This window comes from Micromonospora sp. DT201 (assembly GCF_049841575.1).
GTDB lineage: Bacteria > Actinomycetota > Actinomycetes > Mycobacteriales > Micromonosporaceae > Micromonospora.
In genome coordinates this window covers 1-26,067 of record NZ_JBNCKP010000034.1, presented here as the reverse complement: position 1 = coordinate 26,067, position 26,067 = coordinate 1, and the positions used below count along the sequence as shown (strand labels likewise).

At 71.1% G+C, this 26,067-nt stretch carries 18 protein-coding genes and 1 pseudogene; 6 read left to right on the top strand and 13 right to left on the bottom strand.

The window, feature by feature from the left end; genetic code table 11:
- Positions 1 to 20: 20 nt before the first annotated feature.
- Complete coding sequence (locus ACLQ28_RS32570; RefSeq protein WP_425690092.1) at positions 21 to 335, top strand: STAS domain-containing protein; 315 nt, start codon at positions 21 to 23, stop codon at positions 333 to 335.
- Positions 336 to 363: 28 nt separating this feature from the next.
- Here ACLQ28_RS32570 and ACLQ28_RS32565 read toward each other — a convergent pair whose 3' ends face one another.
- The 6 genes and pseudogenes from ACLQ28_RS32565 to ACLQ28_RS32540 form a co-directional block, all read right to left on the bottom strand.
- A complete protein-coding gene (locus ACLQ28_RS32565; RefSeq protein WP_425690091.1) occupies positions 364 to 4,023 on the bottom strand; it encodes a SpoIIE family protein phosphatase in 3,660 nt (1,219 codons plus the stop codon).
- 193 nt (positions 4,024 to 4,216) lie between these two features.
- A pseudogene (locus ACLQ28_RS32560) lies at positions 4,217 to 4,609 on the bottom strand (pyridoxamine 5'-phosphate oxidase family protein); the annotation flags it as partial.
- 71 nt (positions 4,610 to 4,680) lie between these two features.
- The gene (locus ACLQ28_RS32555) at positions 4,681 to 5,418 is read right to left on the bottom strand and encodes a gamma-glutamyl-gamma-aminobutyrate hydrolase family protein (RefSeq protein WP_425690090.1); all 738 of its coding nucleotides are present in this window, start codon (positions 5,416 to 5,418) and stop codon (positions 4,681 to 4,683) included.
- A complete protein-coding gene (locus ACLQ28_RS32550; protein ID WP_425690089.1) occupies positions 5,415 to 6,182 on the bottom strand; it encodes a 3-oxoacyl-ACP reductase in 768 nt (255 codons plus the stop codon). The genes ACLQ28_RS32555 and ACLQ28_RS32550 overlap by 4 nt, the downstream gene beginning before the upstream one ends.
- 5 nt (positions 6,183 to 6,187) lie before the next feature.
- The gene (locus ACLQ28_RS32545) at positions 6,188 to 7,543 is read right to left on the bottom strand and encodes an aldehyde dehydrogenase family protein (RefSeq protein ID WP_425690088.1); all 1,356 of its coding nucleotides are present in this window, start codon (positions 7,541 to 7,543) and stop codon (positions 6,188 to 6,190) included.
- 108 nt (positions 7,544 to 7,651) lie between these two features.
- Entirely contained in the window at positions 7,652 to 9,016 is a 1,365-nt protein-coding gene (locus ACLQ28_RS32540) for a glutamine synthetase family protein (protein ID WP_425690087.1), read from the bottom strand.
- A 91-nt stretch (positions 9,017 to 9,107) separates the two neighbouring features.
- Between ACLQ28_RS32540 and ACLQ28_RS32535 the strand changes: the two genes are divergently transcribed.
- Positions 9,108 to 10,358: a PQQ-dependent sugar dehydrogenase gene (locus tag ACLQ28_RS32535; protein ID WP_425690086.1), complete on the top strand. Its 1,251-nt coding sequence runs from the start codon at positions 9,108 to 9,110 to the stop codon at positions 10,356 to 10,358.
- Here ACLQ28_RS32535 and ACLQ28_RS32530 read toward each other — a convergent pair.
- The 6 genes from ACLQ28_RS32530 to pcaF all read right to left on the bottom strand — a co-directional run bounded on the left by ACLQ28_RS32530 (position 10,283) and on the right by pcaF (position 17,509).
- Positions 10,283 to 10,696 carry a hypothetical protein gene (locus ACLQ28_RS32530; protein WP_425690085.1) on the bottom strand — a complete coding sequence of 138 codons (414 nt, stop codon included), beginning with the start codon at positions 10,694 to 10,696 and terminating at the stop codon, positions 10,283 to 10,285. The two genes, ACLQ28_RS32535 and ACLQ28_RS32530, sit on opposite strands and share 76 nt — an antisense overlap.
- Positions 10,697 to 10,717: 21 nt before the next feature.
- A complete protein-coding gene (locus ACLQ28_RS32525; protein WP_425690084.1) occupies positions 10,718 to 12,271 on the bottom strand; it encodes an amino acid permease in 1,554 nt (517 codons plus the stop codon).
- A 382-nt stretch (positions 12,272 to 12,653) separates the two neighbouring features.
- Positions 12,654 to 13,154, bottom strand: a complete 501-nt coding sequence (locus ACLQ28_RS32520; protein WP_425690112.1) for a DUF456 domain-containing protein — start codon at positions 13,152 to 13,154, stop codon at positions 12,654 to 12,656.
- Between the two features lie 55 nt (positions 13,155 to 13,209).
- Positions 13,210 to 15,375, bottom strand: a complete 2,166-nt coding sequence (locus tag ACLQ28_RS32515; protein ID WP_425690083.1) for a putative bifunctional diguanylate cyclase/phosphodiesterase — start codon at positions 15,373 to 15,375, stop codon at positions 13,210 to 13,212.
- Between the two features lie 5 nt (positions 15,376 to 15,380).
- Positions 15,381 to 16,193, bottom strand: a complete 813-nt coding sequence (locus ACLQ28_RS32510; protein ID WP_425690082.1) for an SAM-dependent methyltransferase — start codon at positions 16,191 to 16,193, stop codon at positions 15,381 to 15,383.
- 110 nt (positions 16,194 to 16,303) lie between these two features.
- Positions 16,304 to 17,509 carry a 3-oxoadipyl-CoA thiolase gene (pcaF, locus tag ACLQ28_RS32505; protein ID WP_425690081.1) on the bottom strand — a complete coding sequence of 402 codons (1,206 nt, stop codon included), beginning with the start codon at positions 17,507 to 17,509 and terminating at the stop codon, positions 16,304 to 16,306.
- 105 nt (positions 17,510 to 17,614) lie between these two features.
- Here pcaF and ACLQ28_RS32500 point away from each other — a divergent pair, with 105 nt between their 5' ends.
- The 4 genes from ACLQ28_RS32500 to ACLQ28_RS32485 all read left to right on the top strand — a co-directional run bounded on the left by ACLQ28_RS32500 (position 17,615) and on the right by ACLQ28_RS32485 (position 21,884).
- A complete protein-coding gene (locus ACLQ28_RS32500) occupies positions 17,615 to 18,580 on the top strand; it encodes a glutathione S-transferase family protein (protein WP_425690080.1) in 966 nt (321 codons plus the stop codon).
- Positions 18,573 to 19,259, top strand: a complete 687-nt coding sequence (locus ACLQ28_RS32495) for a DUF998 domain-containing protein (RefSeq protein WP_425690079.1) — start codon at positions 18,573 to 18,575, stop codon at positions 19,257 to 19,259. The genes ACLQ28_RS32500 and ACLQ28_RS32495 overlap by 8 nt, the downstream gene beginning before the upstream one ends.
- A gap of 197 nt (positions 19,260 to 19,456) precedes the next feature.
- Positions 19,457 to 20,749 (top strand): dicarboxylate/amino acid:cation symporter, encoded by a 1,293-nt coding sequence (locus ACLQ28_RS32490; protein WP_425690111.1) that lies wholly within the window; start codon positions 19,457 to 19,459, stop codon positions 20,747 to 20,749.
- 70 nt (positions 20,750 to 20,819) lie between these two features.
- Complete coding sequence (locus ACLQ28_RS32485) at positions 20,820 to 21,884, top strand: NADH:flavin oxidoreductase/NADH oxidase (RefSeq protein WP_425690078.1); 1,065 nt, start codon at positions 20,820 to 20,822, stop codon at positions 21,882 to 21,884.
- Between the two features lie 48 nt (positions 21,885 to 21,932).
- Here ACLQ28_RS32485 and ACLQ28_RS32480 read toward each other — a convergent pair whose 3' ends face one another.
- Entirely contained in the window at positions 21,933 to 25,448 is a 3,516-nt protein-coding gene (locus tag ACLQ28_RS32480) for an ATP-binding cassette domain-containing protein (protein ID WP_425690077.1), read from the bottom strand.
- Positions 25,449 to 26,067 lie beyond the last annotated feature (619 nt).

Sequence of the window (26,067 nt, the reverse complement as noted above, 5' to 3'; positions counted from 1 at the left end):
GGCTGTGCCATGGTGTCAGCGTGGATCAAGGAGGAGCACCGCCCGTCTTCTCCGCCAGCGCGGAGATCGACGGCGACCACCTCCAGGTGGTGGTGGCCGGCGAGGTCGACATGGCGACCGCCGACACCATGCTCCAGACCGCGTTGCGCGAGCCCGCCGGGCAGATCACCCTCGATCTGAGTGCCGTCACCTTCTTCGACTCGGCCGCCATCCACGCCCTGGTCCGACTCGCCCAGCAGTTTCAAGGCACGCTCACCGTCCTGCCGTCGCGGCAGGTCCGCCGGGTGCTGGAGATCTCCGGCCTGGGCGAGCAGAGCTGGCTCCGCCCGGCCTGAGACACCCCGGCCGCCGTCGGGCGCACGGTCAGCTCCGCAGCTGCCGGCGCAGCGTCACCTCGGTGCCCTCATCGGTACGCCGCACCGTCAGGTCGCCCAACGCCCTGATCAGGGCCAGGCCACGCCCTCGGAACCCGGAGCCGGTCGACTCACGCCACTGCCCGCTGTCGCGCACGGTGGCCGTCACCGTCCGATCCTCGATTGCCACCTCCACGCTGATCATGGCCTCGGCGGGGTGGACCGGATGCTCGATGGCGTTCGCCGCGGCCTCGGAGACCGCGACGGTCAGGTCGAACACGTCCGTCTCATCGACCGCGTGCGCGACCAGGAAGTCCTCCAGGCGCTTGCGCAGCACGCTCAGCCGGGTCGGGTCTGCCGGTAGCCGCAACGCGAAACGGTTCGGCTCGGCCGCCTCAAGGGCGAGGATCGCCACGTCGTCGCGGCGCGGCCGCCTGTCGACCCGATCGACGACCGCGTCGATCAGGTCGGCCACGTGCTCACTGGGGGTCGCCGCGTCGACGCGCAACTGGGCCAGCGCGCCATCGATGTCGAGCCGACGGTCCTCGATCAGCCCGTCGGTGTAGAGCAACAGTCGGTTGCCGGATGCCAGCTCCCCCTCGACCGCCTCGTACGTCGCGTTGGGGATGGCGCCGACCGGTGGGCCGAGTGCACGGTCGTGCAGGAACGTCACGTCACCTCCTCTGATCAGCAGTGGGGACGGGTGACCTGCGCTCGCGTACCGCAGACGGCCGGTGCGCGGGTTGAACAGCAGACAGAGCACCGTCGCGAAGGAGCGATGCTCGGTGGACCCGACCAGCCGGTTGAGCCGCGTCAGCGACTCGCCCGGGTCGTAGCCCTCCAGCAGGTACGCCCGCAGCGCGTTGCGCAGTTGCCCCATCGCCGCGGCGGCCTGGACGCCCTTGCCGACCACGTCCCCGATGACCAGCACCAGGTCGTCGTCCTCAAGGACGATCGCGTCGTACCAGTCACCGCCAACCTCGACGTCGGCGCTGCCGGGCAGGTATCGGCCGGCCAGCACCGCTCCGGGCAGCTGCGGCAACGAACGCGGCAGAAGGCTGTGCTGCAAAGTGGTGGCGATCCGGTGTTCGGCTTCGTAGAGCTGGGCGTTCTCCAGGCGCACCCCGACCAGTCGGGCCAGCTGGGTCAGCGCGGCCTCGTCGGCCTGCGCGTCGTCGCCGGCCGGCCGCCAGACCTGCAACTCGCCGAGCGGCTCACCGGTGGTGCCCGTCAGCTCGGCCACGAAGGACGGATCGGTGGCGGTGGCACCGCCGGTGTCCGCCTCCGACCGGGCCCCGGTAGCGGTGACCACCACCCGCGCGGCCTCGGCGAGGGTCAGCGCATGCCGGGCGGCGACCTGGAGCACGTTGCCGGTGGACCGGGCCGTGTTCACGGCCACCGCCGCGTCGGCCAGTGCCCGGAGCCGACGGATGATCTGCCCACGGAGCTGGCCCAGCTCGACGTTGGCACGGACCCGGGCGATCAGCTCCTGGCCGGAGAACGGCTTGGTGAGGTAGTCGTCGGCACCGGCGGAGAGGCCGGCGACGGCCTCCGCGGACCCGGCCCGGGCAGAGAGCAGCACGATCGGCACATGCCGGGTACGCGGGTCCGCCCGCAACGCGCTCACCAGCCCGAACCCGTCCAGTCGGGGCATCATCACGTCGGTGAGCACCAGGTCGAACCCGCCCTCGCGGGCCAACGGCAGGGCGACCAGACCGTCGCTCGCGGTGACGACCTCCCAGGTCGGGGAGAGCAGCCGGGTGACGTGCTCGCGCAGGTCCACGTTGTCGTCGACGACCAGGATCCGGCCGGCCGGGGCGCCCTTCGTCGGCCGGCCGTCGAACTCGGGTGCCGGCTCGACACCGGTCCACAGCGCGGTCTCCGCCACGTAGAGCCGGGCCTGCTCGGGCTCTTCCGCGGGAAGCGGACCGAACGACGCCACCCGGTCCGCCGGCAGGTGTGCCGACCCGAACGGCACGGTCACCGTGAAGGAGCTGCCCTCGTCGACCTGGCTGGTCAACCCGACCTCGCCGCCGTGCATCTCGACCAGCTCCCGGACCAGCGCCAGACCGATGCCGGTGCCCTCGTGTGTGCGCGCACGCACCCCGGGCACCCGGTGGAACCGTTCGAAGACGTGCGGCAGCTCTTCCGGCAGGATGCCGACGCCGGTGTCCGTCACCTCCAGCCGGGCCGCGCCGCCCTCAGCCCGGACCCGCACCCGGATCTCGCCGTCGAAGGTGAACTTGACCGCGTTCGACACCAGGTTGAGGACGACCTTCTCCCACATGTCCCGGTCGACGAAGACCGGCGCCGGCAGCGGCGGACAGTCCACGACCAGCCGCAACCCGGCCCGGTCGGTGGCCGAGCGGAAGGTGCTGGCCAGGCGGGCGGTGTAGCCGGCGAGGTCGGTGGGCTGGTAGCGGGCGGCGAGCCGACCAGACTCCAACCGGGAGAAGTCCAGCACGGTGTTGACCAGCTTGAGCAGGCGCAGCGCGTTGCGGTGCATCATGGTGAGCCGGTCGGTCTCGGCGGCGGGTAGTGCCGGGTCGGCCAGCATGTCTTCCAACGGGCCGAGCACCAGGGTCAGCGGGGTGCGGAACTCGTGGCTGACGTTGGCGAAGAAGTTGGTCTTCGCCAGATCCAGCGCGGCCAACTCGGCGGCGCGGGCCCGCTCATGCTCGTAGGCCCGCTGCGTGCCGACCGCACGGGAGATCTGAGCGGCGATCAGCTCAAGGAAGTTGCGGTAGTCGTCGGTGAGCGGCAGCAGGCGGGCCACGCCGACGACCAGCGCGCCGACCGTCTGGTTGCTCGCCGTGAGGGGCAGCACGAGCACCTGGTCGGCGGCGTCGACCGGCGGCGGATCGAGCAGATCGGCCACGTCGACCGTGGCGGGCGCGCCGTCGATGGTGGTCCGGGCAAGCAGCTCGGCGCTGTCGCCGACGGTGGCCGGGGCGGTGCCGGTGGACCCGGCCAGCGTGAGACGACCACTCTCGTCAGTCAGGTAGATCAAGGCGAAGGGCACGTCCGCCCGGTGCCGGCCGAGCACCCCGGCGGCGGTCCGACCGAGCTCGGCCGCACTGCCGATGTCGCTCAGCTCGGCACCCAGCTCGGCAAGTGCCCGCAGTCGGCGCTCGCCGAGCACCCGCCCGGTGGTCTCGTTGACGATGCAGTAGACGCCGCTGACCGAGCCGTCGTCACCCCGGATCGGGTCGTACGAGACGTTGAAGTAGGTCTGCTCGACAAAGCCGTGCCGGTCCAGCAGGAACGGGTGATCCTCGCCGCGATAGGAGCGCCCCGTGCTCCGGACGCCGTCGAGCAGCGGGCCGAGCACCGCCCAGGTCTCCGCCCAGTGCTCACGGGCCGGTTGGCCGAGCACCTCGGGGTGTTTGCTGCCGATGGTCGGTCGGTAGGCGTCGTTGTAGAAGGCGAGCTGCTCGTCGCCCCAGAACATGACGATCTGGGCGCTGGAGGCGAGCATCATGCCGACCGCGTTGGAGAGCGCCGTCGGCCAGCGACCGGGCTCGCCGAGCGGGCTGGTGGACCTGTCGAAGCCGCTGAGCCGCTCGCCCATCTCGCCACCAGCCGCGAACGCGGCCACCAGCATCGGGGGGGTCTCCCGGCCGGGCGCGACGGAATGCCCGTTGCCTGCACCCCCCTGGGCCGAGCTCATACAGCCTCCCGCTCCGGCCGTTCCCCGCGACCGTTGATCTCCACCCGCCGTGCCTCGACTTGTACCCCAGCGGACCAGCAACGTAACGCATCACGAGCCCCTGACGCTGATTACGTACGCCTGAGCGGTCGGGCACCGGACAGTGTGGGTGCCCACCGGCGTCGAACGGCGGTCACGGCAACGCCGCGACGAGTCAGAAGACCGGCAGCCCGTCGATGCTTGCCGCGTTCCTGGTGGCCCGGTAGACCGCCAGGTCGTCGGCGGTACGACGGGAGTGCGCGGTGAGCAACAGGTCGCGTTCGGCGCGGAAGTCCAGCAGAGGCACCGCATAACCGCAGGAGTCGCTGACCCGCTCCACCTCGATGGTGATGACAGCCCGGACGGCGTGCACGTCCGGCGGTGCGGGAAACTCGGCGAGCCGGTCGGCGAAGGCTTCCTCGGTCACCGCGACGGTGCTGCCCCGGCCCTGCAACCGGACGATCTTCGGCGGCCCGTCGAAGGCACAGAACATCAGCGTGATCCTGCCGTTGTCCCGCAGGTGGGCGATGGTCTCCGCCCCACTGCCGTGATAGTCGAGGTAGGCCACCCGGTGCGGGCCGAGCTTGCCCATACGCCGATCCTCCCACCGGCCTGTTCACCGGGCGCGTGCGACTTACATCACACCCGGTGACGCTCGTTCCCGGCCGCGACGACCGGCGGGCGTCGACCCGCCGCCGCGACCAGCGCGGTGATCGGGCGCGGGTCCGGCTCGTTCTCCGGATGCCACTGGACGCCGAGCACGAACGGCAGGGCCGGATCCTCCACCGCCTCGATCACACCGTCCGGCGCCCAACCGGTGACCGTGAGTCGGCCCGGGTCGGCGACCGCCTGGTGGTGGTACGAGTTGACCCGGTCCACCCCGGCCAACACCGTCGCCGCGAGACTGCCCGGAGCGAACCGCACCGCGTGGGAACCGTAGACACCCGGCGCCGGGCGGTGCTCGTCGTGACCGACCACATCCGGCAGGTGCTGGTGCAGGGTGCCGCCGTAGGCCACGGCGAGCAGTTGCATACCCCGGCACACGCCCAACAACGGCAGCTCGGCGGCGAGTGCGGCGGCCAGCAGGGTCAGCTCACCGGCATCCCGGTCCGGTCGGTCCTCGGTACGCGGGTGCGGCGGCTGACCGTACCGCCCCGAGCCCACGTCGGCGCCCCCGGCCAACAGCAGCCCGTCGAGGACGGCCAGCACGTCGCCGTCCACGTCGTCCGGCGGCAGGACCACCGCACGGCCACCCGCGACCGTCACCTCCCGCACATAGGCCTCGGGCACCAACACCGCCGGTACGCCCCGCCAGACCGCCCAGTCGGCGGGCTCGACGTACGCGCTGATCCCGATCAGCGGCCGACGCTGCCTCATAAGGGAGTGACGTACGCGCCCGTGATGCCGCCGTCGACGACGAACTGCGCGGCGGTCATGAACGAGGCGTCGTCGCTGGCCAGGAACGCCACCGCGGCGGCGATCTCCTCCGGTTTCCCGAAGCGACCCATCGGCACGTGCACCAGCCGACGGGCAGCCCGCTCCGGATCGGCAGCGAACAGCTCCAGCAGCAACGGGGTGGCCACCGGGCCGGGGCAGAGCGCGTTGACCCGAATGCCCTCGCGGGCGAACTGCACGCCCAACTCCCGGGTCATCGCCAGCACGCCACCCTTGCTGGCGGTGTACGCGATCTGCGACGTCGCCGCACCCATCAACGCCACGAACGAGGCGGTGTTGATGATCGACCCTTTGCCCTGCGCGCGCATGTGCGGGATGGCGTACTTGCAGCAGAGGTAGACGCTCGTGGTGTTGACCCGCAGCACCCGTTCCCAGGCGTCGAGGCCGGTCTCCAGGATGGAGTCGTCGTCCGGCGGGGAGATGCCGGCGTTGTTGAACGCGACGTCGACCCGCCCGTGCCGGTCGGCCACCCCGTCGAACAGGTCACGTACCGCCGATTCGTCGGCCACATCGGTGGCCACGAACTCGCCGCCGCACTCCTGCGCGGCCTTCGCACCGGCGGCCGTGTCGATGTCCACGCAGACCACCCGGGCACCCTCGGCGGCGAACCGCCGCACGGTGGCCAACCCGATCCCGCTGCCCGCTCCGGTGACCACGGCCACCCGGTCCTGCAAACGACCCTGCACAGGCGTCACTCCTCCGTCGCGATGAACACGTTCTTGACGTCCGTGAAGGAGTGCAGCGCGTCGGGGCCCAGCTCACGGCCGAGCCCGGAGCGCTTCATCCCGCCGAACGGGGTCCAGTAGCGCACCGACGAGTGCGAGTTGACGCTGAGGTTGCCCGACTCGACGGCACGGGCCAGACCGAGGGCGCGACCCACGTCCCGGGTCCAGATCGAGCCGGAGAGCCCGTACTCGGTGTCGTTGGCGAGCCGGACCGCGTCGGCCTCGTCGTCGAACGGCAGCACCGAGACCACCGGGCCGAAGATCTCCTCTCGCCAGTGCCGGTCAGCCGGCGAGTCGGCCAGCAGCACGGTGGGCGCATGCCAGAAGCCGGGGCCGTCGGGGCACGAGCCGGTGAAGGCGACAGTCGCGCCGGCCAGATAGCCGGCGACCCGGTCCCGCTGAGCCGCGGAGATCAGGGGGCCCATCTCGGCGGTCTCCCGGGACGGGTCTTCCACCCGCACCGCGCGTACCGCTGGTTCGAGTAGTGCCAGGAAGCGGTCGTACACCGGACGCTGGACCAGGATCCGCGACCGTGCGCAGCAGTCCTGGCCGGCGTTGTCGAAGACCGCGCCCGGCGCGGTCGCGGCGGCGCGTTCCAGGTCGGCGTCGGCGAAGACGATGTTGGCGCTCTTGCCGCCCAACTCCAGGGTGAGTCGCTTCACCTGGGCGGCGCAGCCGGCCATGATCCGGGTGCCGACCTCGGTGGAGCCGGTGAAGCAGATCTTGCGGACCGCCGGGTGGCTGACGAACCGCTCCCCCACCACCGCGCCCTCGCCCGGTACGACGATGAACACGTCGTCGGGCAGGCCCGCCTCGCGGGCCAGCTCGGCCAGCCGCAGCGCGGTGAGAGGGGTCGACTCGGCGGGTTTGAGCACCACGGTGTTGCCGGCGGCGAGGGCCGGAACGAACCCCCAGGCGGCGATCGGCATCGGGAAGTTCCACGGCACGATCACCCCGACCACGCCGAGTGGCTCGTGGAAGGTGATGTCCAGCCCGCCGGGCACCGGGATCTGCCGCCCGGTCAACCGCTCCGGCGCCCCGGCGTAGTAGTCCAGGACATCGCGGACGTTGCCGGCCTCCCACCGGGCGTTGCCGATTGTGTGACCGGAGTTGCGGACCTCCAGCGCGGCCAACTCATCCAGATGCGCGTCGACCACAGCGGCGAATCGCCGCAGGAGCCGCGCCCGGTCCCCCGGAGCAACGCCCCGCCACGTCTCGAAAGCCGAGGCGGCCCGCGAGATCGCCGCATCAACCTCCCCCACCGAGGCCGCCGAAACCTCCCGAAACCCAACCCCGGAAGCCGGATCGACAACAAGAGTCACACCCCAACCCGCCCTTCCTCCGCGCGATCTTGCAGTTGCTGCCCCGACAAGAGCGACGATTCACCACAGAGCGACGACACAAAGTGCAAGATCGCGGGGGTGGGGGTTTTAGAGGCGTTCGAAGCCACGGGTCAGCTCCCAATCCGTTACCGCCGCGTCGAAGGCCGCCAGCTCCACCTTCGCCTGGTTCGCGTAGTGGGCAACCACCTCGGCGCCGAACGCTTCCTGGGCCACCGCGGAGCCCTCCCACAGGGCCAGGGCGTCGCGCAGGGTGCCGGGAACGCGCTCGGCGTCCGGGTCGTCGTACGCGTTGCCAGTGCACTCCTCGCCCAACTCGAGCGCCCCGCCGATCCCGTGCAGCGCGCCAGCGACCAGCCCGGCGATCGCCAGGTACGGGTTGACGTCAGCTCCGGGTACGCGGTTTTCCACCCGCATGCCCTGCCCATGCCCGACCACCCGCAGCGCGCAGGTGCGGTTGTCCACACCCCAGCGCAGCGCCGTCGGGGCGAACGACCCCGGCTGGTAGCGCTTGTAGGAGTTGATGTTCGGGGCGAAGAGCAGGCTGAACTCCCGCATGGTGGCGAGCAGCCCGGCGAGCACCCGCTGCCCGGTCTGCGACAGGTGCGCCGGCCCGTCGCCGAGCATGGCCGAGGCCCCCGTGGTGTCGCGCAGCGAGAAGTGGATGTGGCAGGAGTTGCCCTCCCGCGCGTTCGGCTTGGCCATGAAGGTGATCGCCATGCCCTCCTGGGCGGCGATCTCCTTGGCGCCGTTCTTGTAGATGACGTGGTGGTCCGCGCAGGCGACCGCCTCGTCGTAGCGGAAGGCGATCTCGTGCTGGCCGAGGTTGCACTCACCCTTGGCGCTCTCCGGCGTGAGCCCGGCGCCGGCCATCTCGGTGCGGATCCGGCGCAGTAGCGGCTCCACCCGGGCAGTGCCGAGCAGTGAATAGTCCACGTTGTACTGGTTGGCCGGGGTGAGGTCGCGGTAGCCGCGCCGCCAGGCGGCCTCGTACGAGTCGCGGAACAGCACGAACTCCAACTCGGTGCCGGCGTACGCGGTCAGCCCGTGCTCGGCCAGCCGGTCCAGCTGGCGACGCAGGATCTGCCGGGGCGAGGCGACCACGTCACCGGAGCCGTCGAGCCAGGTCAGGTCGGCCAGCAGCAGCGCGGAGCCTGGCTGCCAGGGCATTCGGCGCAACGTGCTGAAATCCGGCACCATCGCGAAGTCTCCGTAGCCGCGCTCCCAACTCGACATCGCGTACCCGTCGACGGTGTTCATGTCGACGTCGACGGCGAGCAGGTAGTTGCAACCCTCACTGCCGTGCTCGGCCACCTGGTCGAGGAAGAAGGGCGCGTGGAAGCGTTTGCCCTGCAGGCGGCCCTGCATGTCGACGAGGGCCAGCACCACGGTGTCGATCTCACCGGCTTGGACGGCGACCCGCAACTCTTCCAGCGAAAACGGCGTTCTGCTCATCAGCGGGCCTCCATCACCAAGGTCTACTGGCAATTCGGATCACCGTCAATGCCCTCAGCCCGGCCGACGGCAAACCACGCGAGGAGAAGTCGTGCGTCTTCGAGTCATCCTGACTGCCCTCCTCGCCCTCGGGCTGGGCACGACAACCGGCGCCGAGGCCGGCACGACAGTCGAGGCCGGCACGACAGCGGGCGCTGGCGCTGGTGTTCGGCTGGACAGCGGATCGGCCCTCGCCCTGGGCGCCGGAGGGTTCGACTTCGCCCAACCGGACGTCGTCGCGACCGGGCTTGAAGCTCCCTGGGGGCTCGACTTCCTGCCCGACGGCAGCGCCCTCGTGGCCCAGCGCGACCAGGGCACCGTGCTGCGGATCCGACCGGGCCGACCACCCGTGCAGGTCGCCCAGATCACGGGGGTCGTCGGCGGCGGCGAGGCGGGCCTGCTCGGCCTGGCGGTGTCGCCGACGTACCGCCTCGACCGGTGGGTCTACGTCTGCTTCACCACCGCGTCCGACATCCGGATCGTCCGGTTCCGACTGAACGCACCGCAAAACCAGCAGGTGATCCTCAGCGGCCTTGCGCGGGCGTCCGTCCACGACGGCGGCCGGATCGCCTTCGGCCCCGACGGGCTGCTCTACGTCGGCGTGGGTGACGCGGGCGTACCCGCCAACGCGCAGAACCTGGCCAGCCGGAACGGCAAGATCCTGCGGATCCGGCCGAACGGGGGCATCCCGGCGGGCAATCCGTTCCCCGGTTCGCCCGTGTTCAGCTACGGCCACCGCAATGTGCAGGGTCTGACCTGGGACGCGCGGGGCCGCTTGTTCGCCACCGAGTTCGGCCAGAGCACCTCAGACGAGGTGAACGTCGTCGTTCCGGGTGGCAACTACGGCTGGCCGATCGTGGAGGGCCCGAGCACCGACCCCCGGTTCCGCGCCCCGGTGGTGGTGTGGGCGCCGGCACAGGCCTCCCCGAGCGGTGCCGCTTTCGCAAACGGCACTCTGTTCGTTGCCGCGCTGCGTGGGGCCCGGCTCTGGACCGTTCCGGTCAGCGCCGCCGGTCAGGTCGGCACTCCGACCGCCGAACTGGTGGGGGCGTACGGCCGGCTTCGTACCGTGGAGTTGGCCCCGGACGGCTCGCTCTGGGTGGCCACCAGCAACCGTGACGGCCGTGGCACGCCCGCCCCCACCGACGATCGCATCCTGCGCTTCACGACCGACGAGCGGCAGCCGCCGCCCGCCGGTCGTGCCGGGTCCCACGCCCCAGTTTCACGTCACTTCACAGTCCCCATCGACACCACGACGTCCTCTTTGCCGGTGTGCGACCAGAACACCGGCTCGTCCGAATAACGTAGTTTCGCCTCGGCCCAGAGCGGGTGCGACGAGACCACGAACCAGTCGTGGCTGCGGGACAGCAGATAGACGTCCGAACCGGGTTCGAGCACCAGTTCGTGCAACTCCGTCAGACGGCGCGTCTGCTCCGGATCCGCCCTACGCAGTGACAAGCCGCGCAGCACGAACGGTGTGCAGAGATATTTCACGTCCTGGAACAGCACCTCAAGCCGGTGCTCGTGCGTCGAGTTGGCGTCGGCCTGAAGCCACAACTGGGTGTGGGTCCGACTCACGTGAGTGATCTGAAACAGCCGGTCCGGCGCTTCAAGCTCGGCGGTGGTGTCATTGCTGATCATGGCTCTCACATGTCCTGTCGATCAGTCACTGCGATCCTCGACGGTACGCACCGGTCCGGTGAACCACCTGCGGGCCGACGCGTACCACCAGACGGCGACCAGCAGCAGCACCCCGCCGACGGCCAGTGGCGCGTAGTTCACCGCCGACCAGGTGAACCCGTCGTTGCCGGGCACCCCGGTGGGCACGATCGGCAGCACGAAGTAGACGGCGATGACCGCGATCTCGACGACCGCTATCCAGCCGAGCAGCTTGTACTTCCGCCCCAGCGTCCACGGCCCCGGAGCGAACCTGTCACCCATCCGCAGTCGCAACGCGATAGGGATGAGGAAGGACAGGTAGAGCCCGAGCACCGCGACGGAGACCACCGCGTAGAAGGCGATCGGGATGCCCGCCGAGCTCTCGTAGAGCGCCGGCAGGGTGAGCACGAGGCCGGCAAGGGTCGCGCCGATGATCGCGTTGACCGGGGTGCCGTTGCGGTCGACCTTCGACCAGAGCCGCCAGCCGGGCACGGCCCGGTCACGGCTGAACGCGTACGCCATGCGGCTCATCGACGTCACGCAACTCATTCCGCAGAAGAATTGGCCGATGGTGGAGATGATGATGACGATCTTGAAGAAGACCGGGGTCAACGCGGACTCGAAGATGGCACCGGAGAAGCCGCTGGCGGCGTTTACCGCCTCGACGTCGGTGGCCGCGAAGAGGAACGCCAGCAGCAGGATCCAGCCACCGATCGCCGAATAGAAGATCGACTGCCAGAGCCCTCGGGCCGCCGCCTGTGAGGCGCCCCGCGTCTCCTCGGAGACGTGCGCGCAGGCGTCGAAGCCGGTGATCGTGTACTGGGTCAGCAGGAAGCCCAGCGGCAACACGTAGAACCAGAACGTCAGCCCGCCGATGTCCCCGTCCCCGAAGCCGGAGTTGTTGAAGCGCTCGGTGAACACGAACTGGAAGCTCTGGTGGTTGTCGGGGACGAAGACCAGGATGGCCACCACGACCGCCGCGCCGGCCACGTGCCACCAGACCGAGACGTTCTGGAGTACGTCGATGATCCGGTGCCCGAAGATGTTGATCAGACCGTGCAGCGCCAGAATGATCACGAACAGGACGAACGCCTGACGCAACGTCCCGGCCCAGCCGTCGAAGAGCGCCGACAGGGTGAGGTTGAGAAACGTCGCGCAGCCGTAGTCGACCGAGGCGGTGACCGCCACCAACCCGATCAGGTTCAACCAGCCGGTGAACCAGCCGTGCACCGGGCGACCCATCGTCGCCGCCCACCAGTAGATCCCGCCCGCGGTCGGGTACGCCGACACCAGCTCCGCCATGCAGAAGCCGATGATCAGGATGAACAGAGAGATCAGCGGCCAGCCCCAGGAGATGGCGACCGGCCCGCCGTTGTTCCACGCCTGACCGAAGGTGGTGAAGCAGCCGGCCAGGATCGAGATGATCGAGAACGAGATGGCGAAGTTGGAGAAGCCGCTCCACTTGCGGCGCAGCTCCTGTTTGTAGCCGAGTTCGGCGAGCCGTCGGGCGTCGTCGTCCATCGGTTGCTCGGCGGTTGGCACGGGGGTCGTTGCCACTGCACACCTCCCTGAGGTGGTTCCGCGTGCGAGTGCGCAAAGTGTCGTCCCGGCCGATCAAGGCGGTCAATACGATGACGGTGGGAATCTCACCGCCGTCGCGGCTAATTGCGTTGCCATCAGGCCAACCTGGCACCATCCTTAACCCCGTGACCAGGCCCGATCTCGTCGGGCCACCCCCGGGCGCTCGGACCGCCCGGACCGCGGCGGCGCGGGGCACGTCACCTCTCTCTCACGTACGGCGATCCGCCGTACCCGGCAAGTGCCCCGCGCCCCCTCCCCACCTCCTCGTGATCAAGAGATTTGCGTCAGCATTCGAGCTCGACCTGACGCAAAGCTCTTGATCGACGCGGGAACAGGTGCGGGGGTGGGGGGTGGGGGATCAGGTCAGCAGTAGGCCGGTCACCCAGAGGGCCGCGACGATCAGGCCGGCGGCGAACTCCACAAGCATCGACAGGCCGGCGGCTTTGAGCGCCTGCACGGTGGACGGCCAGGCAAGCTGGTTGCTGCCCAGCCGCAGCCGCTCCGCCGCCCACACCCCGGCGACGAAACCGAGCACCAGCCCGACGACCGGCACCACGAAGAACCCGACGATGCCGAGCACCCCGCCCGCGAGCAGGGTGGACGTCGGCACACCAGTGCGTTTCAGGTTGCGGCCCGGCCACGCGTACTTGATCACGGTGCCACCGCCGGCGACCAGCGTGGCGGCGGCGAACACCGCCCAGCCACCCGCGCCGGCCCCGCCGAAGATCGCCCAGACCAGCACGCCACCCCAACACAGCGGCAGCGCCGGCAGGCCAGGCACCACCACGCCGGCCAACCCGGCCAGGATGGCGAGCCCGGCTACCACGGTCACCACCGTCTGCGAGTCGTTCAGGCTCACGCCGCCGCCCTCCGTCGCCACCATCGGGACCACCCGAGCCGCGCCGAACCCCCACTCACGCCGCCACCTCGCCGCGCAGCCGGGCGGTGATCGCCTCGGCCGGGGCCGGGGCCCCGAAATATCGGCCCTGCCCGGTGTCGCAGCGCAACGCCCGCAACCGTTCCGCCTGCACCCCGGTTTCCACCGCCTCGGCGGTGACCCACAACTCCAAGGCGTGCGCCAACCGGACCAACGCGTCGACGATCCTTTCGTCGCGGTGGTCGGCGGCGACGTCGGTCCCGTCCGCGCGGATGCCCTCGACGAACGGGCCGGCGAGCTTCAGGGAGTGGATCGGCAGCCGCCGCAGGTACGCGAGGTTGGAGTAACCGGTGCCGAAATCGTCCACGGCCAGTCGGACGCCGAGCGCGGCGAGCCGATACAAGCTGCGCAGGGGCTCGCCGGCGCTGCCCATCACGGCGCTCTCGGTCAACTCCAGCTGAAGCAGCTCCGCAGGCAGCCCGCTGGTGTGCAGCGCGTCGGCCACGGTGTCCACGATCGCCGGGTCGTCGGCCTGGCGCGCGGCCAGGTTGACGCTGACCACCAGCTTGGCGTCGGGGAATTCCTGCCGCCACCACTCGGCGTCGTGACAGGCCCGCCGCAGCACCCACTCACCGAGCCGGACGATCAGGCCGGTCTCCTCGGCCAGGCCGATGAACTGGTCCGGCCCGATCAGGCCCAACTCCGGGTGCTCCCACCGGACGAGCGCCTCCACGGCGAGCATGCTGCCCTCCAGCAGCGACACGATCGGCTGGTAGTGCAGCACGAACTCGCCCCGGTCCAGTGCGGCTGGAAGCCCGGCGACAAGCGCCGATCGGGCGATGTCCCGGGCGCTGCGTTCCGGGTCGTAGACCGCCCACCGACCCCGGCCCGCACCCTTGGCCCAGTAGAGCGTGGTGTCCGCGGCCTTCATCAGCTCGGACGCGGTGGTCTCCGTGGCCGGGCACTGCACGATGCCCACACTGGCCGACACTGCCAACTGGTGTTCACCGACGTGCACCGGGGCCGCGACGGCGGCCAGCGCGGCCTCCGCGACGGCCACCGCGTCGTCGATGTCGTCCCCTCCGTCGAGGAGGATCACGAACTCGTCGCCACCCATCCGGGCGACCAGATGGCCGTGGTCGGCCACGCAGGCGGCCAGCCGCCGGCCGATCTTCACCAGCAGTTGGTCGCCGAGGTCGTGGCCGAGGCTGTCGTTGATGGCCTTGAAGCCGTCCAGGTCGAGGAAGCACACCCCGACCCGCTGCCCGGCTGCCGCGGTGTCGAGGACCTGGCCCAGCGTTTCAAAGAACAGCGTCCGGTTGGGCAGCCCGGTCAGCGGGTCGTGCAGCGCCTGGAAGCGCAGCCGCTGCTGGAGTGCGTACCGCTGGGTGATGTCCTTGATCATTGCGACGGTGAACCGTGGCCGGCCGTCGCTGTGTCGGATCAGCGAGACGGCCAGATCGGTCCAGACCATCGTGCCGTCCTTGCGGTGATAGCGCTTCTCCACCCGGGCCTCGTCCTGCTTGCCCTCGATCAGCGCCCGATAGAGCTCCCACATCCCGGCGGCGTCGTCGGCGTGGAACAGCGCCGCCACGTTGGTTTCGCGCAACTCCTCGATCGAGTAACCAAGCATGTCGGCGAACGCCTGGTTGACATCGATGATCCGCCCGTCCACGCCGGCGATGCCGATCCCGATCGCGGCACCGGAGAAGACCGCCCGGAACCGGGCCTCGCTGTCGCGCAGCGCCTGCTCGACCTCGTCGCGCGCCTGCCAGGCCGACCGGGCGATCCGCTCCTGCTGGTTGAAGGTGCGGTCGCGCAGCGCGCGGGCGAACCCGGCGGCCAGCCCGCCCTGCATCGCTGCGATCCGGTCCGCCAGGTCCGCCGGCCGGTCGGCGGCGGTAAGCACCCGGCGCGGGAAGTCCACACCGAGGGCGTGCAGCGTCCAGGCCAGGGCCTGCGGCTCGGTGAGGTGCGCCTCCACCAGCGCCCGCCCAGCCTCCTCGGCGGGGCGGGCGCTGAACGGCTCCGCCCGCACCGCCTGGGCCAGCCGGACCGTGTGCACCAGCAGCAGCCGTTCGGTCTCAGCAACGCTGAGCGGCACGAACCCGAGACGGCGTACCGCGCGAGCCCAGTCGGCGGCGTACCCCTGGGCGTCGGCCCGGCCGGCGTCGACCCCGGCGGAATCCGGGACGGCGGCCATTCCGGTCAGCCGGCGGGCTGGTCGTACCGGGCGACGCCGCCGAAGGCGCCGAACCGCTCCGGGCGCTCGTCCACATCGGACGGCGAATCGGGGCGCCAGAGCGGCATGTGCACCACCCCCGGTTCGAGAACCGTCCAGTCGCCGAAGAAGCCGGTGACCTGTGCGCGGGAGCGCAGCGTTATCTCGGTGGCCGTCCGGGCAGACAGCCGCTGAGCATCCAGCATCTCCTGCGGTTGGTCCTCGAAGGTGGAGTGCGAGACGACCAGGAAACTGCCCGGCGCGGCGGCAGCCCGCAGGCTGGCCAGGATCTCCTCGGGTCGGTCGCCGTCCGGAATGAAATGCACCACCCCGGCCAGCAGGATGCCCATCGGCCGGCTGAAATCGATCAGGCCGAGCTGCCGGGTCTCGGCGAGGATCTTCTCCGGCTCCCGCAGGTCGGCGTGGATGACTCCGGTCAGCTCGTTGCCGGCAAGCAACTCCCGGCTGTGCGCGACCGCCACCGGGTCGATGTCGACATACACCACCCGGGCCTTGGGATTCACCCCCTGCGCCACCTCGTGCACGTTACCCACGGTCGGAATTCCGGAGCCGATGTCGAGAAACTGGTCGATGCCGGCGTCGAGCAGCACCCGCACGGCCCGACGTAGGAACTCACGGCCGGAGCGCATGGTGGCGGCGAGATTCGGGGTCATGCTGGCGATCTGCTCGGCCAGCTGCCGGTCGATCTCGAAATTGTGCGCCCCGCCCAGGAAATAGTCGTACACCCGGGCCGCGCTCGGCCTGGTCAGATCGATCTCAGTCGGCAGTCCGTCCGGCATCAGCGTGCTCCCCAGTTCCTCGCCGCAGCGCGGACCGACACCGGCGTCGGGGCGTGCCGTGGGCACGCGCGAGCAACCGGTCGACCCGCGGTCGTGTGGTGTGGACCACTCTAGGCGGCTGACTCCAGCAACAGCGAGATGCCTTGACCAACGCCGATGCACATGGTGGCCAGAGCCCGGCGGCCGCCGCGACGGCGCAACTCCAGGGCGGCGGTCAGCGCCAGCCGTGCGCCGCTGGCACCGAGCGGGTGCCCCAGCGCGATGGCGCCGCCGTTCGGGTTGACGTGGTCGGCGTCCACGGGCAGCCCCAGCTCGCGCAACACCGCCACAGACTGGGCGGCGAACGCCTCGTTCAGCTCCACCACGTCCACCGCGCTCAGCTCGACCCCGACCCGGTCGAGCAGCTTGCGGGTGGCCGGCACCGGGCCGATGCCCATGATCCGGGGCGGCACGCCGGCCGCCGCCGCGCCGACGATACGGGCCAGCGGGGTGAGGCCGTACCGATGCACCGCCGCCTCGCTGGCCACCAGCAGCGCGACCGCGCCGTCATTGACGCCCGAGGAGTTGCCCGCAGTCACCGTGCCGCCGTCGCGGAACGGGGTGGGCAGCGCGGCCAACTTTTCCAGCGAGGTCTCCCGGGGGTGCTCGTCGACCTCGACCAACCGGGTCTCTCGACGACCGGCCGGCACGGACACCGCCACGATCTCCTCGGCGAACCGGCCGTCGGCCTGCGCCTTGGCCGCGCGCTGCTGTGAGCGGTACGCGAAGGCGTCCTGCTCGGCCCGGCTCACCCCGTACTCGGCAGCCACGTTCTCCGCCGTCTCCGGCATCGAGTCGACGCCCCACCCGTCGGCCATCAACGGGTTGACCAACCGCCAGCCCAGGGTGGTGTCGTACACCTCGGCCGAGCGGGAGTACGCCGACGTCGCCTTCGGCATGACGAACGGCGCCCGGCTCATGCTCTCCACCCCGCCGGCGATCACCAGCTCCGCGTCCCCGGCAACGATGGACCGGGCCGCCATGGCGAGGGCATCGAGCCCGGAGCCGCAGAGCCGGTTGACCGTGCTGCCCGGCACCTCCTCGGGCAGGCCGGCCAGCAGCGCCGCCATCCGGGCCACGTTGCGGTTGTCCTCGCCGGCCTGGTTGGCGCAGCCGAGCACGACGTCGTCCACCCGCGCCCAGTCCACCGACGGGTGGCGGGCCACCAACTCGCGGATCACGTGCGCGGCCAGGTCGTCGGGACGGACGCCAGCGAGCGCGCCCGCGTACCGGCCGATCGGGGTACGGACACCGGCCACCAGGTATGCCACGGTCATCGCGAGTCCTTAGGGGTGCAGACGGCGGGGGGTGGGGCCGCCCACCGGGTCGCGGAGGCAGCCGGGCGTCAGGATATCCGCGCGCGCAGCGGATAGGTTGACGGCATGGCCCGGGCCCAGTTCAGCGCAGAGACCAGCGGCGGTGGTGCGTTCGTCCGCCAGCCCAACCGGTTCACCGGTCGGGTCACCGCCGACTCGACCTCTCCACCTGGTGGCGGCCCGGACGAGCAGGGCCGCTGGCCGCTGGAGGCCAGCCGGTACCGGCTGATCTGGTGCCGCGCCTGCCCGTGGGCGCACCGGGCGAGGATCGTGCGCGGCCTGCTCGGCCTGGACGACGCGATCTCGCTGGGCACCGTCGACCCGATCCGGGACGAGCGGGGCTGGGCGTTCGCCCTCGACCCGGACGGCTTCGACCCGGTCCTCGGCGTGAGCTTCCTCTCCGAGGCGTACCTGGCCACCGACCCGGACTACACCGGCCGGGTGACCGTGCCGGCGCTGGTCGACACGCTGACCGGCCGGGTCGTCACCAACGACTACCCGCAGCTCACCCTCGACCTCTCCACCGAGTGGCGGCGGCTGCACGCTCCCGACGCGCCGGACCTCTACCCGGTCGCGCTGCGCCCCGAGATGGACGCACTGATGGCCGAGATCCACGCCGACGTCAACAACGGTGTCTACCGGTGCGGGTTCGCCATCTCACAGGAGGCGTACGACGAGGCGTTCCAGGCTCTCTTCGCCCGATTGGACGCGCTCTCCGAGCGGCTGGCCGTGCAGCGCTACCTGCTCGGCGACTCGATCACCGAGGCCGACGTGCGGCTGTTCACCACCCTGGTCCGCTTCGACGCCGCGTACCACGGGCACTTCAAGTGCAACCGCAACAAGCTGACCGAGATGCCGGTGCTCTGGGCGTACGCCCGGGACCTGTTCCAGACCCCGGGCTTCGGCGAGACGGTGGACTTCGACCACATCAAGCGGCACTACTACGGCACCCACCGGGAGATCAACCCGAGCGGCATCGTGCCGCTCGGGCCTGACGAGTCCGGCTGGAGCACGCCGCACGGGCGTGGCTGAGCCAACTCGGCCCGGCACCGCGACCGAGCCGAGGGCTCGCACTGACGTCGCCCGCCGGGTCGCCGGGTCCGCCGCCGCCGGCTGCGCGCTGGCCGGTGCGGTGGCGGTGGTGGTCGCCGTGGTCGCCGGTCCCGGTCCAGGGTTGACCGGGTACGTCAGCGAGGCGGGCGTTGCCGGCAGTGCGCACGCCGTGACGTACCGGATCGGGGTCCTCGCTCTGGCCTGCGCGTTGCTGCTGGTTGGCGCGGCGCTGCCTCCCGGGGTGTGGGCGGCGCCCGCGCTGCTCGCCACCGGTGCCGTGTTCACCGCCGTGTCCGGGGCGGTGACCTGCTCCGCCGGCTGCCCGTTACCGCCGTTCGAGCGGGCCACGGCGGCGGATCTGGTGCACGGGGGCGCGAGCATCGCGGCGACCGCGGCGGTAGTCTTCGCCATGATCACGCTTGCCGTGTCCGGGCCGGCCGGCCCCGCGGTGCGTCGGTTGGCTCGCGTGGCCGCCGCGCTGTCCCTACCGCTCTGCGCGACGGTCGGCCTCGCCATGCTCGTCGTCGGCCGGGGCACGGTGGTCGGCGTGTTGGAGCGGCTGGTCCTCGCGTTGGCAGTCGTGTGGGGCGTCACAACCGCCACCGCCCTCGCCCTGGACCGGCGGCCTCCTTCCCGGGTCCGGCTGGAGGATCTGTAAGGAGCCTCACGCTTGCCGGTCCTTGCAATCCACCACGGGCGGCGTAGTCTCGTCGAGCGATGACCAATGTCTGGGGCCTCACCGTCCGCCTGTATGTCGATCTCCGACTGCAGGCCAGCGGCATCTGTCCGGGCTAGCCGCGTTCCCACGCCTGCCCTGATCAGACCGGACAATTGGATATCTCCATGCCCTTCAGCCTGCGCAAAATTCCCTTCTCCGTGCAGATCCTGCTCGGCCTCGTGCTCGGCATCGCGCTGGGCTTCCTGGCCCGCACCAACGACCTGAGCTGGCTCACCACCACGCTGCACACCGTCGGCAGCCTCTTCATCCAGCTACTCAAGCTGGCCGTGCCGCCGCTGGTCTTCACCGCCATCGTGGTCAGCGTGGTCAGCCTGCGCGGCGTGGCCAACGCCGCCCGGCTCGCGCTCAAGACCCTGATGTGGTTCGGCATCACCGCGCTGATCTCGGTGAGCATCGGCATCGGCCTCGGCCTGCTCGTCAACCCGGGTAAGGGCGTGACCCTCGACCTGGGTGGCGCGACGCCGCCGAAGAACACCGGCTCGTGGACCGACTTCCTCACCGGCATCGTGCCCACCAACCCGGTCGGTGCGTTCGTCGAGGGCAACGTCCTCCAGATCGTCTTCCTCGCCCTCGTATTCGGTGCCGCAGCGATGCTGGTCGGCGAGGCCGCCGAGCCGTTCGTGGCGCTGAACCGCTCCCTGCTGGCGATCGTCCAGAAGGCGCTCTGGTGGGTCATCCGCCTCGCCCCGATCGGCACCCTCGGCCTGATCGGCAACGCCGTCGCCTCGTACGGCTGGGACCTGCTGGCCCCCCTCGCGAAGTTCACCAGCGCCGTCTACATCGGCTGCGCCATCGTGCTGTTCGTGCTCTACCCGCTGGTGCTGATCCTCGCCGGGCGCCTCAACCCGCTGCGCTTCTTCGCCGGCGCCTGGCCGGCGATCGAGCTGGCCTTCGTGTCCCGCTCCTCGGTCGGCACCATGCCGGTGACCCAGCGCTCCGTCGAGCGGCTCGGCGTGCCCCGCGAGTACGCCTCGTTCGCGGTGCCCTTCGGTGCCACCACGAAGATGGACGGTTGCGCCGCCATCTACCCGGCGCTGGCCGCGATCTTCGTGGCCCAGGTCTTCGGCGTACACCTCGGCATCGGCGACTACCTGCTGATCGCGTTCGTCTCGGTGGTCGGCTCGGCGGCGACCGCTGGTCTGACCGGCGCGACCGTGATGCTCACCCTGACCCTCAGCACGTTGGGCCTGCCGCTGGCGGGTGCCGGTCTGCTGCTGGCCATCGACCCGATCCTGGACATGATGCGCACCGCCACCAACGTGGCCGGACAGGCGCTGGTGCCGATCGTGGTGTCCGCCCGCGAGGGCACTCTCGACCGGGTCGCGTACGAGTCCGCCGGTCAGCGCGACCTGACCGAGCCGGAGCCGGTCGCGGAGACCCGGCCTGAACTGAGCCCTGTTCCTGCCTGACCATTTCACCGCAACGATGACTGGCCCCTCCCTTGAGGGGCCAGTCTCCGTTTTCCGAGAGGATCACCGCATGAGTTCTCTGTTCACACCGCTGGCGCTGCGCGCGGTCACCCTGCCCAACCGGATCGCCATGGCGCCGATGTGCCAGTACTCTGCCGGCCCGGACGGTCTCCCCACCGACTGGCACCTGGTCCACCTCGGCAGCCGCGCGATCGGCGGCGCGGGTCTGGTGCTGAGCGAGGCCACCGCCGTGCTCCCCGAGGGGCGGATCAGCCCGCAGGACACCGGGCTGTGGTCCGGTGCGCACGTCGACGCGTGGCGACCGGTGACCGCGTTCGTCGCCGCCCACGGCGCGGTGCCGGCCGTGCAGCTCGCGCACGCCGGATTCAAGGCCTCCACCTACCGGCCATGGGCATCCGAGCGCGGCGGCGTGCCGGACGCCGACGGTGGCTGGACGCCCGTCGCCCCCGGTTCGGAGCCTTTCACCGCCGAGTACCGGACGCCGACCACCCTCGACGAGGCCGGCATCGCCGGTGTGATCGAGGCGTTCGCGACCGCCGCCGAACGCGCGCTGGCCGCCGGCTTCGCCGCCGTGGAGATCCACGCCGCCCACGGCTACCTGCTCAACGAGTTCCTCTCGCCGCTGACCAACCACCGCACCGACTCCTACGGCGGAGACCGGCCCGCCCGGATGAAGCTCACCCTGGAGGTGGCCCGCGCGGTGCGCGCCGCGGTCGGCGAGGACGTGCCGGTGCTGACCCGGATCTCCGCCACCGACTGGGTCGAGGGCGGCTGGACGATCGAGGACAGCGTGGTGCTCGCCGGCGAGCTGGCCGGCGTCGGCGTCGACCTCGTCGACGCTTCCTCCGGTGGTGTGAGCATGGACCAGCGCATTGCGCTCGGCCCCGGCTACCAGGTGCCGCTGGCCGCCCAGATCCGTCGCGAGGCCGGCGTGCCCACCGGAGCGGTGGGCCTGATCGTCGAACCCGAGCACGCCGAGCAGATCATCGCCGGCGGCGAGGCTGACCTGGTGCTGCTCGGCCGGGAGCTGCTGCGTGACCCGTACTGGCCGCGCCGGGCCGCCGCCAAGCTCGGCGTCGCGTCCACCGTGCCCGCCCAGTACGCCCGCGCCTGATCCAGCCTGGCCTCGGGCGGCTGCCGAGCTGGGCAGCCGCCCGAGGTGTCAACCCGCCAGGTGCGACCAGTTGCCCTCCAGGTCCTGCCAGGTGCCCTGGGCCGCCACCGTGCCGCCGATCAGCACCACCACGTGGTCGGCGCGGACCAGCGCGGCACGCTTCGCGGTCGAGCCCACCACGGTCACCCCGTGTCCGCGCAGCGCCTGCCACAGCGCCAGCTCGGTGGTGACGTCCAGCGCCGACGACACGTCGTCGGCGACCAACAGTTCGGTACGCGGGGCCAACGCCCGAGCCAGCGCCAACCGCTGCAACTGCCCGCCGGAGAGCCGGGTGCCCTTGTGCCCGATGAGCAGACCCAACCCACCGCCGGCGGCGGCCAGGTCGTGGTCGAGCTGGGCGGTGCTGACCGCCCCGGCCGCGTCCACCTGGTGGCCCAGCGCGATGTTGTCGGCCACCGTGCCGGAGAGCACCCGAGGCAACTGGCCGACGTAGCCGACCTGGTTGGGGCGCAAAAACAGCTCAGGCTCGGTGACCGGGTCGCCGTTCCAGGCCAGTTCGCCGGTGTGGTGCACGATCCCGGCCAACGCCCGCAGCAGCGAGGACTTGCCCGACCCCACCGGCCCGACGACCAGCACCAACTGCCCCCGCTGCACGGTCAGGTCGACATCACGGACGGCCACCATGCCGTCGGAGTGCACCACCCCGAAGCCGCGTAGCTCCAGCCGGCGCAGCGGATGCCGCGGCGGTGGCGTCGGCGCGGGCGCCGTCCCGGCGGCCAGGTCCACCGCCGAAACCCCCGCGGAGTACGCGCCCACTCCGGTCATCGCCGTCGTGCGCCGCGTCCAGACCCGCGCCGAGGGCAGCTGCGAGATCAACGAAGCGGTGGTCCAGGAGAACCAGCGCGCCGCACCCAGCGTGGACACGGCCACCAGCACCGCCCCGGCGGAGAGCGAGCCGTGCAGGTAGAGCGCCCACGCGCCGATCGGCAACAGGCCGCTGGCCACCGACGGCGTGGAACGCGACCACACCTGCACCGAGATCTCCCGGCGCTGGCGGTCACTGCGCACCACGTCCAGGTCGGCGAGGTGACGCAGCACGGCCGCACTCGCGCCGGCGAGCTTCACCGTCCGCGCGGAGGACAACACGGAGACCAGCGCGGTGGCGAAGGCTGCCCGCGCGGACACGGTCGCCCGGGCCGAACGCTCCAAGTTCGGCCCGAACAGGCTCGCGGCCAACCCGGAGACCACCATCGTGCCGACGAAGAACAACGCCGGGACGACGCTGCCGGAGACCATCGTCATTACGACCGTCAGGACCACCGCCGCGGACTGGTCAAACACGTTGTCGGCGAGTTGGACCACCCGCTCGGTGTCGCCGCCCTGCGCCACCACCTCGGCCGGGGTGTGTGAGCTGACCCGGCGCGGCCCGGTCTGGCCATGCACCAGACGCAGGCTGATCCGCAACATCTGCCGCACCCACCACTGCGGGAACCAGATACCGGTGTAGTACGGCACCGGCAACGTGATCAACAGCCCGGCCACGATCCCCCACGCCGGCAGGTACGGATCACCGACGCCGTCGACCAGATCCGCCCAGAGCCACGGCAACACCGGGCCGTCCAGCCCGAGCAGAATGATCACGAGGAACACTGCCATCGCCCCCAACCCGTACCGGGGGTCGTTGCAGCAGAGCCGGAAGATCTCCCGGAACGTGCGGGCCGGCGGGGCCGGCGGCAGGGGCGGCGGATCGGCCTTCACCCGCGCGACAGCTTCGTCCACCATTGTCGGATCGACCTGGCCGCCAGCGGGCCAGGCGGCCACCGGGCCCGGGCCGGTCAACAGGTCCGTGCCGCCGCCAGCGCGGGCTGCCTGCGGCGCAGCGGCGTACGCGGCCGCGTGACTGGTCGCCAACAGCTCGGCGAAGCGGGCAGACGCGTCCAGCGGGCCGGCCTCGACCACCGCACCGTCGGCCAGCACCACCACCTCGTCGCAGCGGCGTACCGAGGAGAGCCGGTGCGCGATGACGACGCCGATCCGGTCGCGCAGCAACCGTTCGGTGGCCCGCTGCACCCGCGCCTCGGTGACCGGGTCCAGCCGAGCGGTGGCCTCGTCGAGGATCACCACGTGCGGGTCCCGGACCAGGATCCGGGCGAACGCCACCAGCTGCTCCTGACCGGCGGAGAGCACGTGCCCGCCCTCCCCCAGGCGGGTCGCCAACCCGTCGGGCAGCTCGGCGATCCAACCGGCGAGACCCAACTCGTCGAGCGCCCGTTCGGCGGCGTCGAGCAGCTCCGGGTCGAAGAGAGCGACGTTCTCGGCCAGCGTGCCGGCCAGGATCTCGGTGCGCTGAGGCACCAGGGCCACCCACCGGCGAAGCTGCTCGACGTCGAGGTCGCACAGGTCGGTGCCACCGAGGAAGACCGAGCCTGCCGGCACGTCGACGGCCCGGGTCAGCACCTTCGCCAGGGTCGACTTGCCCGAGCCGGTCCGCCCGATCAGCGCGTACGACCGACCCCGCGCGAAGGTGAGGCTGACCCCACGCAGCGCGTGCCCCCGCCCGCTCTCCGGCCCGCTCACCTGGTAGCCGAAGGTGAGGTCGCGGATGCGCAGGTCACCGTCGGTCGGGCTGGCCCCACCGCTGGGCTCCTGGCGGGCGTCCTCCAGCAGCAACACCCGGCCCCACGCCCCGAGCGCGTACTGCAGCTCCGGAACCATCCGGCTCACGTGTTCGACGGTGGCCCCGAAGGCCAACGCGAGCAACCACACGGCGGTCAACCGGGCGGCGTCGATCTGACCGCTGGCCAATGCCCACGCGCCGCCGAGCACCACCGCACCGATGCCGCCTCGGATGGTCGCGGCAGCGACCGTGGTCACCTGGGCGGACATCACCCAGACCCGTTTGCCGCGGGACAGGACGGCAGCGGCCCGCTGGGCGTAGAGCCGCAGCACGTACGGCCGGGCCAGGCTGGTGCGTACGTCGTCCTGACCGTGCACCGCCTCCTCCATGACGGCGGCAAGGTCCGACCATGCCTCCTCCTCGGCCATCCGGGCCGGGACGATGCGGGCGGTCGGCCGGCGCAGCCCCACCGCGAGGGCCACGATCAGCAGCAGCATCGCGATCCCCGCCGGCCACCAGACGAACAGCGCGACGGCCACCGACAGCAGGCCCACACAGAGCGCCTGGGCAATCCGCGTGCCCTGGTTACGGACAGCGGCGGCCACCTGGTAGACGTCACCGTCGATGCGGTCGAGCAACTCGCCCACCGGCGTGGTCTCCAACGTGGGCAGGTCCTGCCCGAGGGCCACCCGGCAGAGCCGCCGCCGCACGTCAGCAGACCAGTCGGCGGTCAGGCCGGCCATCAGCAGACTCACCGCGAAGTCGGTGAGCACCGCGGCGACCAATGCCGCGGCCAGTACGGCGAAGAAGCCGGTCGAGCGGTGCAACAGCACCGGACCGGCCAGCGCCGACGCGCCCGCCTGGCCAGCGGCACCGAGCACGATCAGAATTGCCACGACCGTCATGCGGCGTGGCGAGGTGCCCCACAGATCTCGGAGCAGGCGCATGGAAAGTCCTCCGGACGCGGGGTGGCGGAGAACCCAGCCTGCCGGCGCCAGCCCGTCAACTCAACCGATTTTCCCGGCCCTGAGCAGGGCATCGATCAGATCTGACAACCCCGGCATCTGCCGTCGAGCCGCACGGAGACGTGTCCTCGTTTCGAGGGGTCGAGACGAGTTGCGGCCACCTCTCCCAGTGCCCGGCTCCCTCCAAGATCCCCTACGCCGACCGGTAGGCGGCCTTCCCGGTAGGCCTCGGAGGCGGAAGCTTTATAGGGGTTATGTCCAGGTTTGCGCCCGCGGGCGTGATCAGTGCGGCGCTGATCGACTCAATGTCGGCGACGTGGGGGCATCGCTGGGCCCGGATACAGCAATATCGGCGATATTGAGTCGATCATGCCCGGCACGCACGCCTTGAGGTCAAGCCGAGCCGCCTGATGGGTGTTTTGTCCGGTCTGGGGTGGTCTGGGCTGTGAGCGGTGGCATCCGTGGCCCGGAATCATGGCCGGGCCGGGGTCGTTACATACCCTGACGATCGCAGCACCACGGCCCGGCCACCCCGCGACCCGGGGTTGGAATGCCGGCCCCCGCCCGGTCGTTGCAGTCCCCACGAACGACCACCCGGCTA

Coding starts and splice junctions, on each gene's coding strand:
- ACLQ28_RS32530 (WP_425690085.1), bottom strand. CDS start 10,696: ATGATCAGCAATGACACCACCGCCGAGCTTGAAGCGCCGGACCGGCTG.
- ACLQ28_RS32485 (WP_425690078.1), top strand. CDS start 20,820: ATGAGTTCTCTGTTCACACCGCTGGCGCTGCGCGCGGTCACCCTGCCC.
- ACLQ28_RS32510 (WP_425690082.1), bottom strand. CDS start 16,193: ATGCCGGACGGACTGCCGACTGAGATCGATCTGACCAGGCCGAGCGCG.
- ACLQ28_RS32500 (WP_425690080.1), top strand. CDS start 17,615: ATGGCCCGGGCCCAGTTCAGCGCAGAGACCAGCGGCGGTGGTGCGTTC.
- ACLQ28_RS32555 (WP_425690090.1), bottom strand. CDS start 5,418: ATGAGGCAGCGTCGGCCGCTGATCGGGATCAGCGCGTACGTCGAGCCC.
- ACLQ28_RS32565 (WP_425690091.1), bottom strand. CDS start 4,023: ATGAGCTCGGCCCAGGGGGGTGCAGGCAACGGGCATTCCGTCGCGCCC.
- ACLQ28_RS32515 (WP_425690083.1), bottom strand. CDS start 15,375: ATGGCCGCCGTCCCGGATTCCGCCGGGGTCGACGCCGGCCGGGCCGAC.
- ACLQ28_RS32540 (WP_425690087.1), bottom strand. CDS start 9,016: ATGAGCAGAACGCCGTTTTCGCTGGAAGAGTTGCGGGTCGCCGTCCAA.
- pcaF (WP_425690081.1), bottom strand. CDS start 17,509: ATGACCGTGGCATACCTGGTGGCCGGTGTCCGTACCCCGATCGGCCGG.
- ACLQ28_RS32480 (WP_425690077.1), bottom strand. CDS start 25,448: ATGCGCCTGCTCCGAGATCTGTGGGGCACCTCGCCACGCCGCATGACG.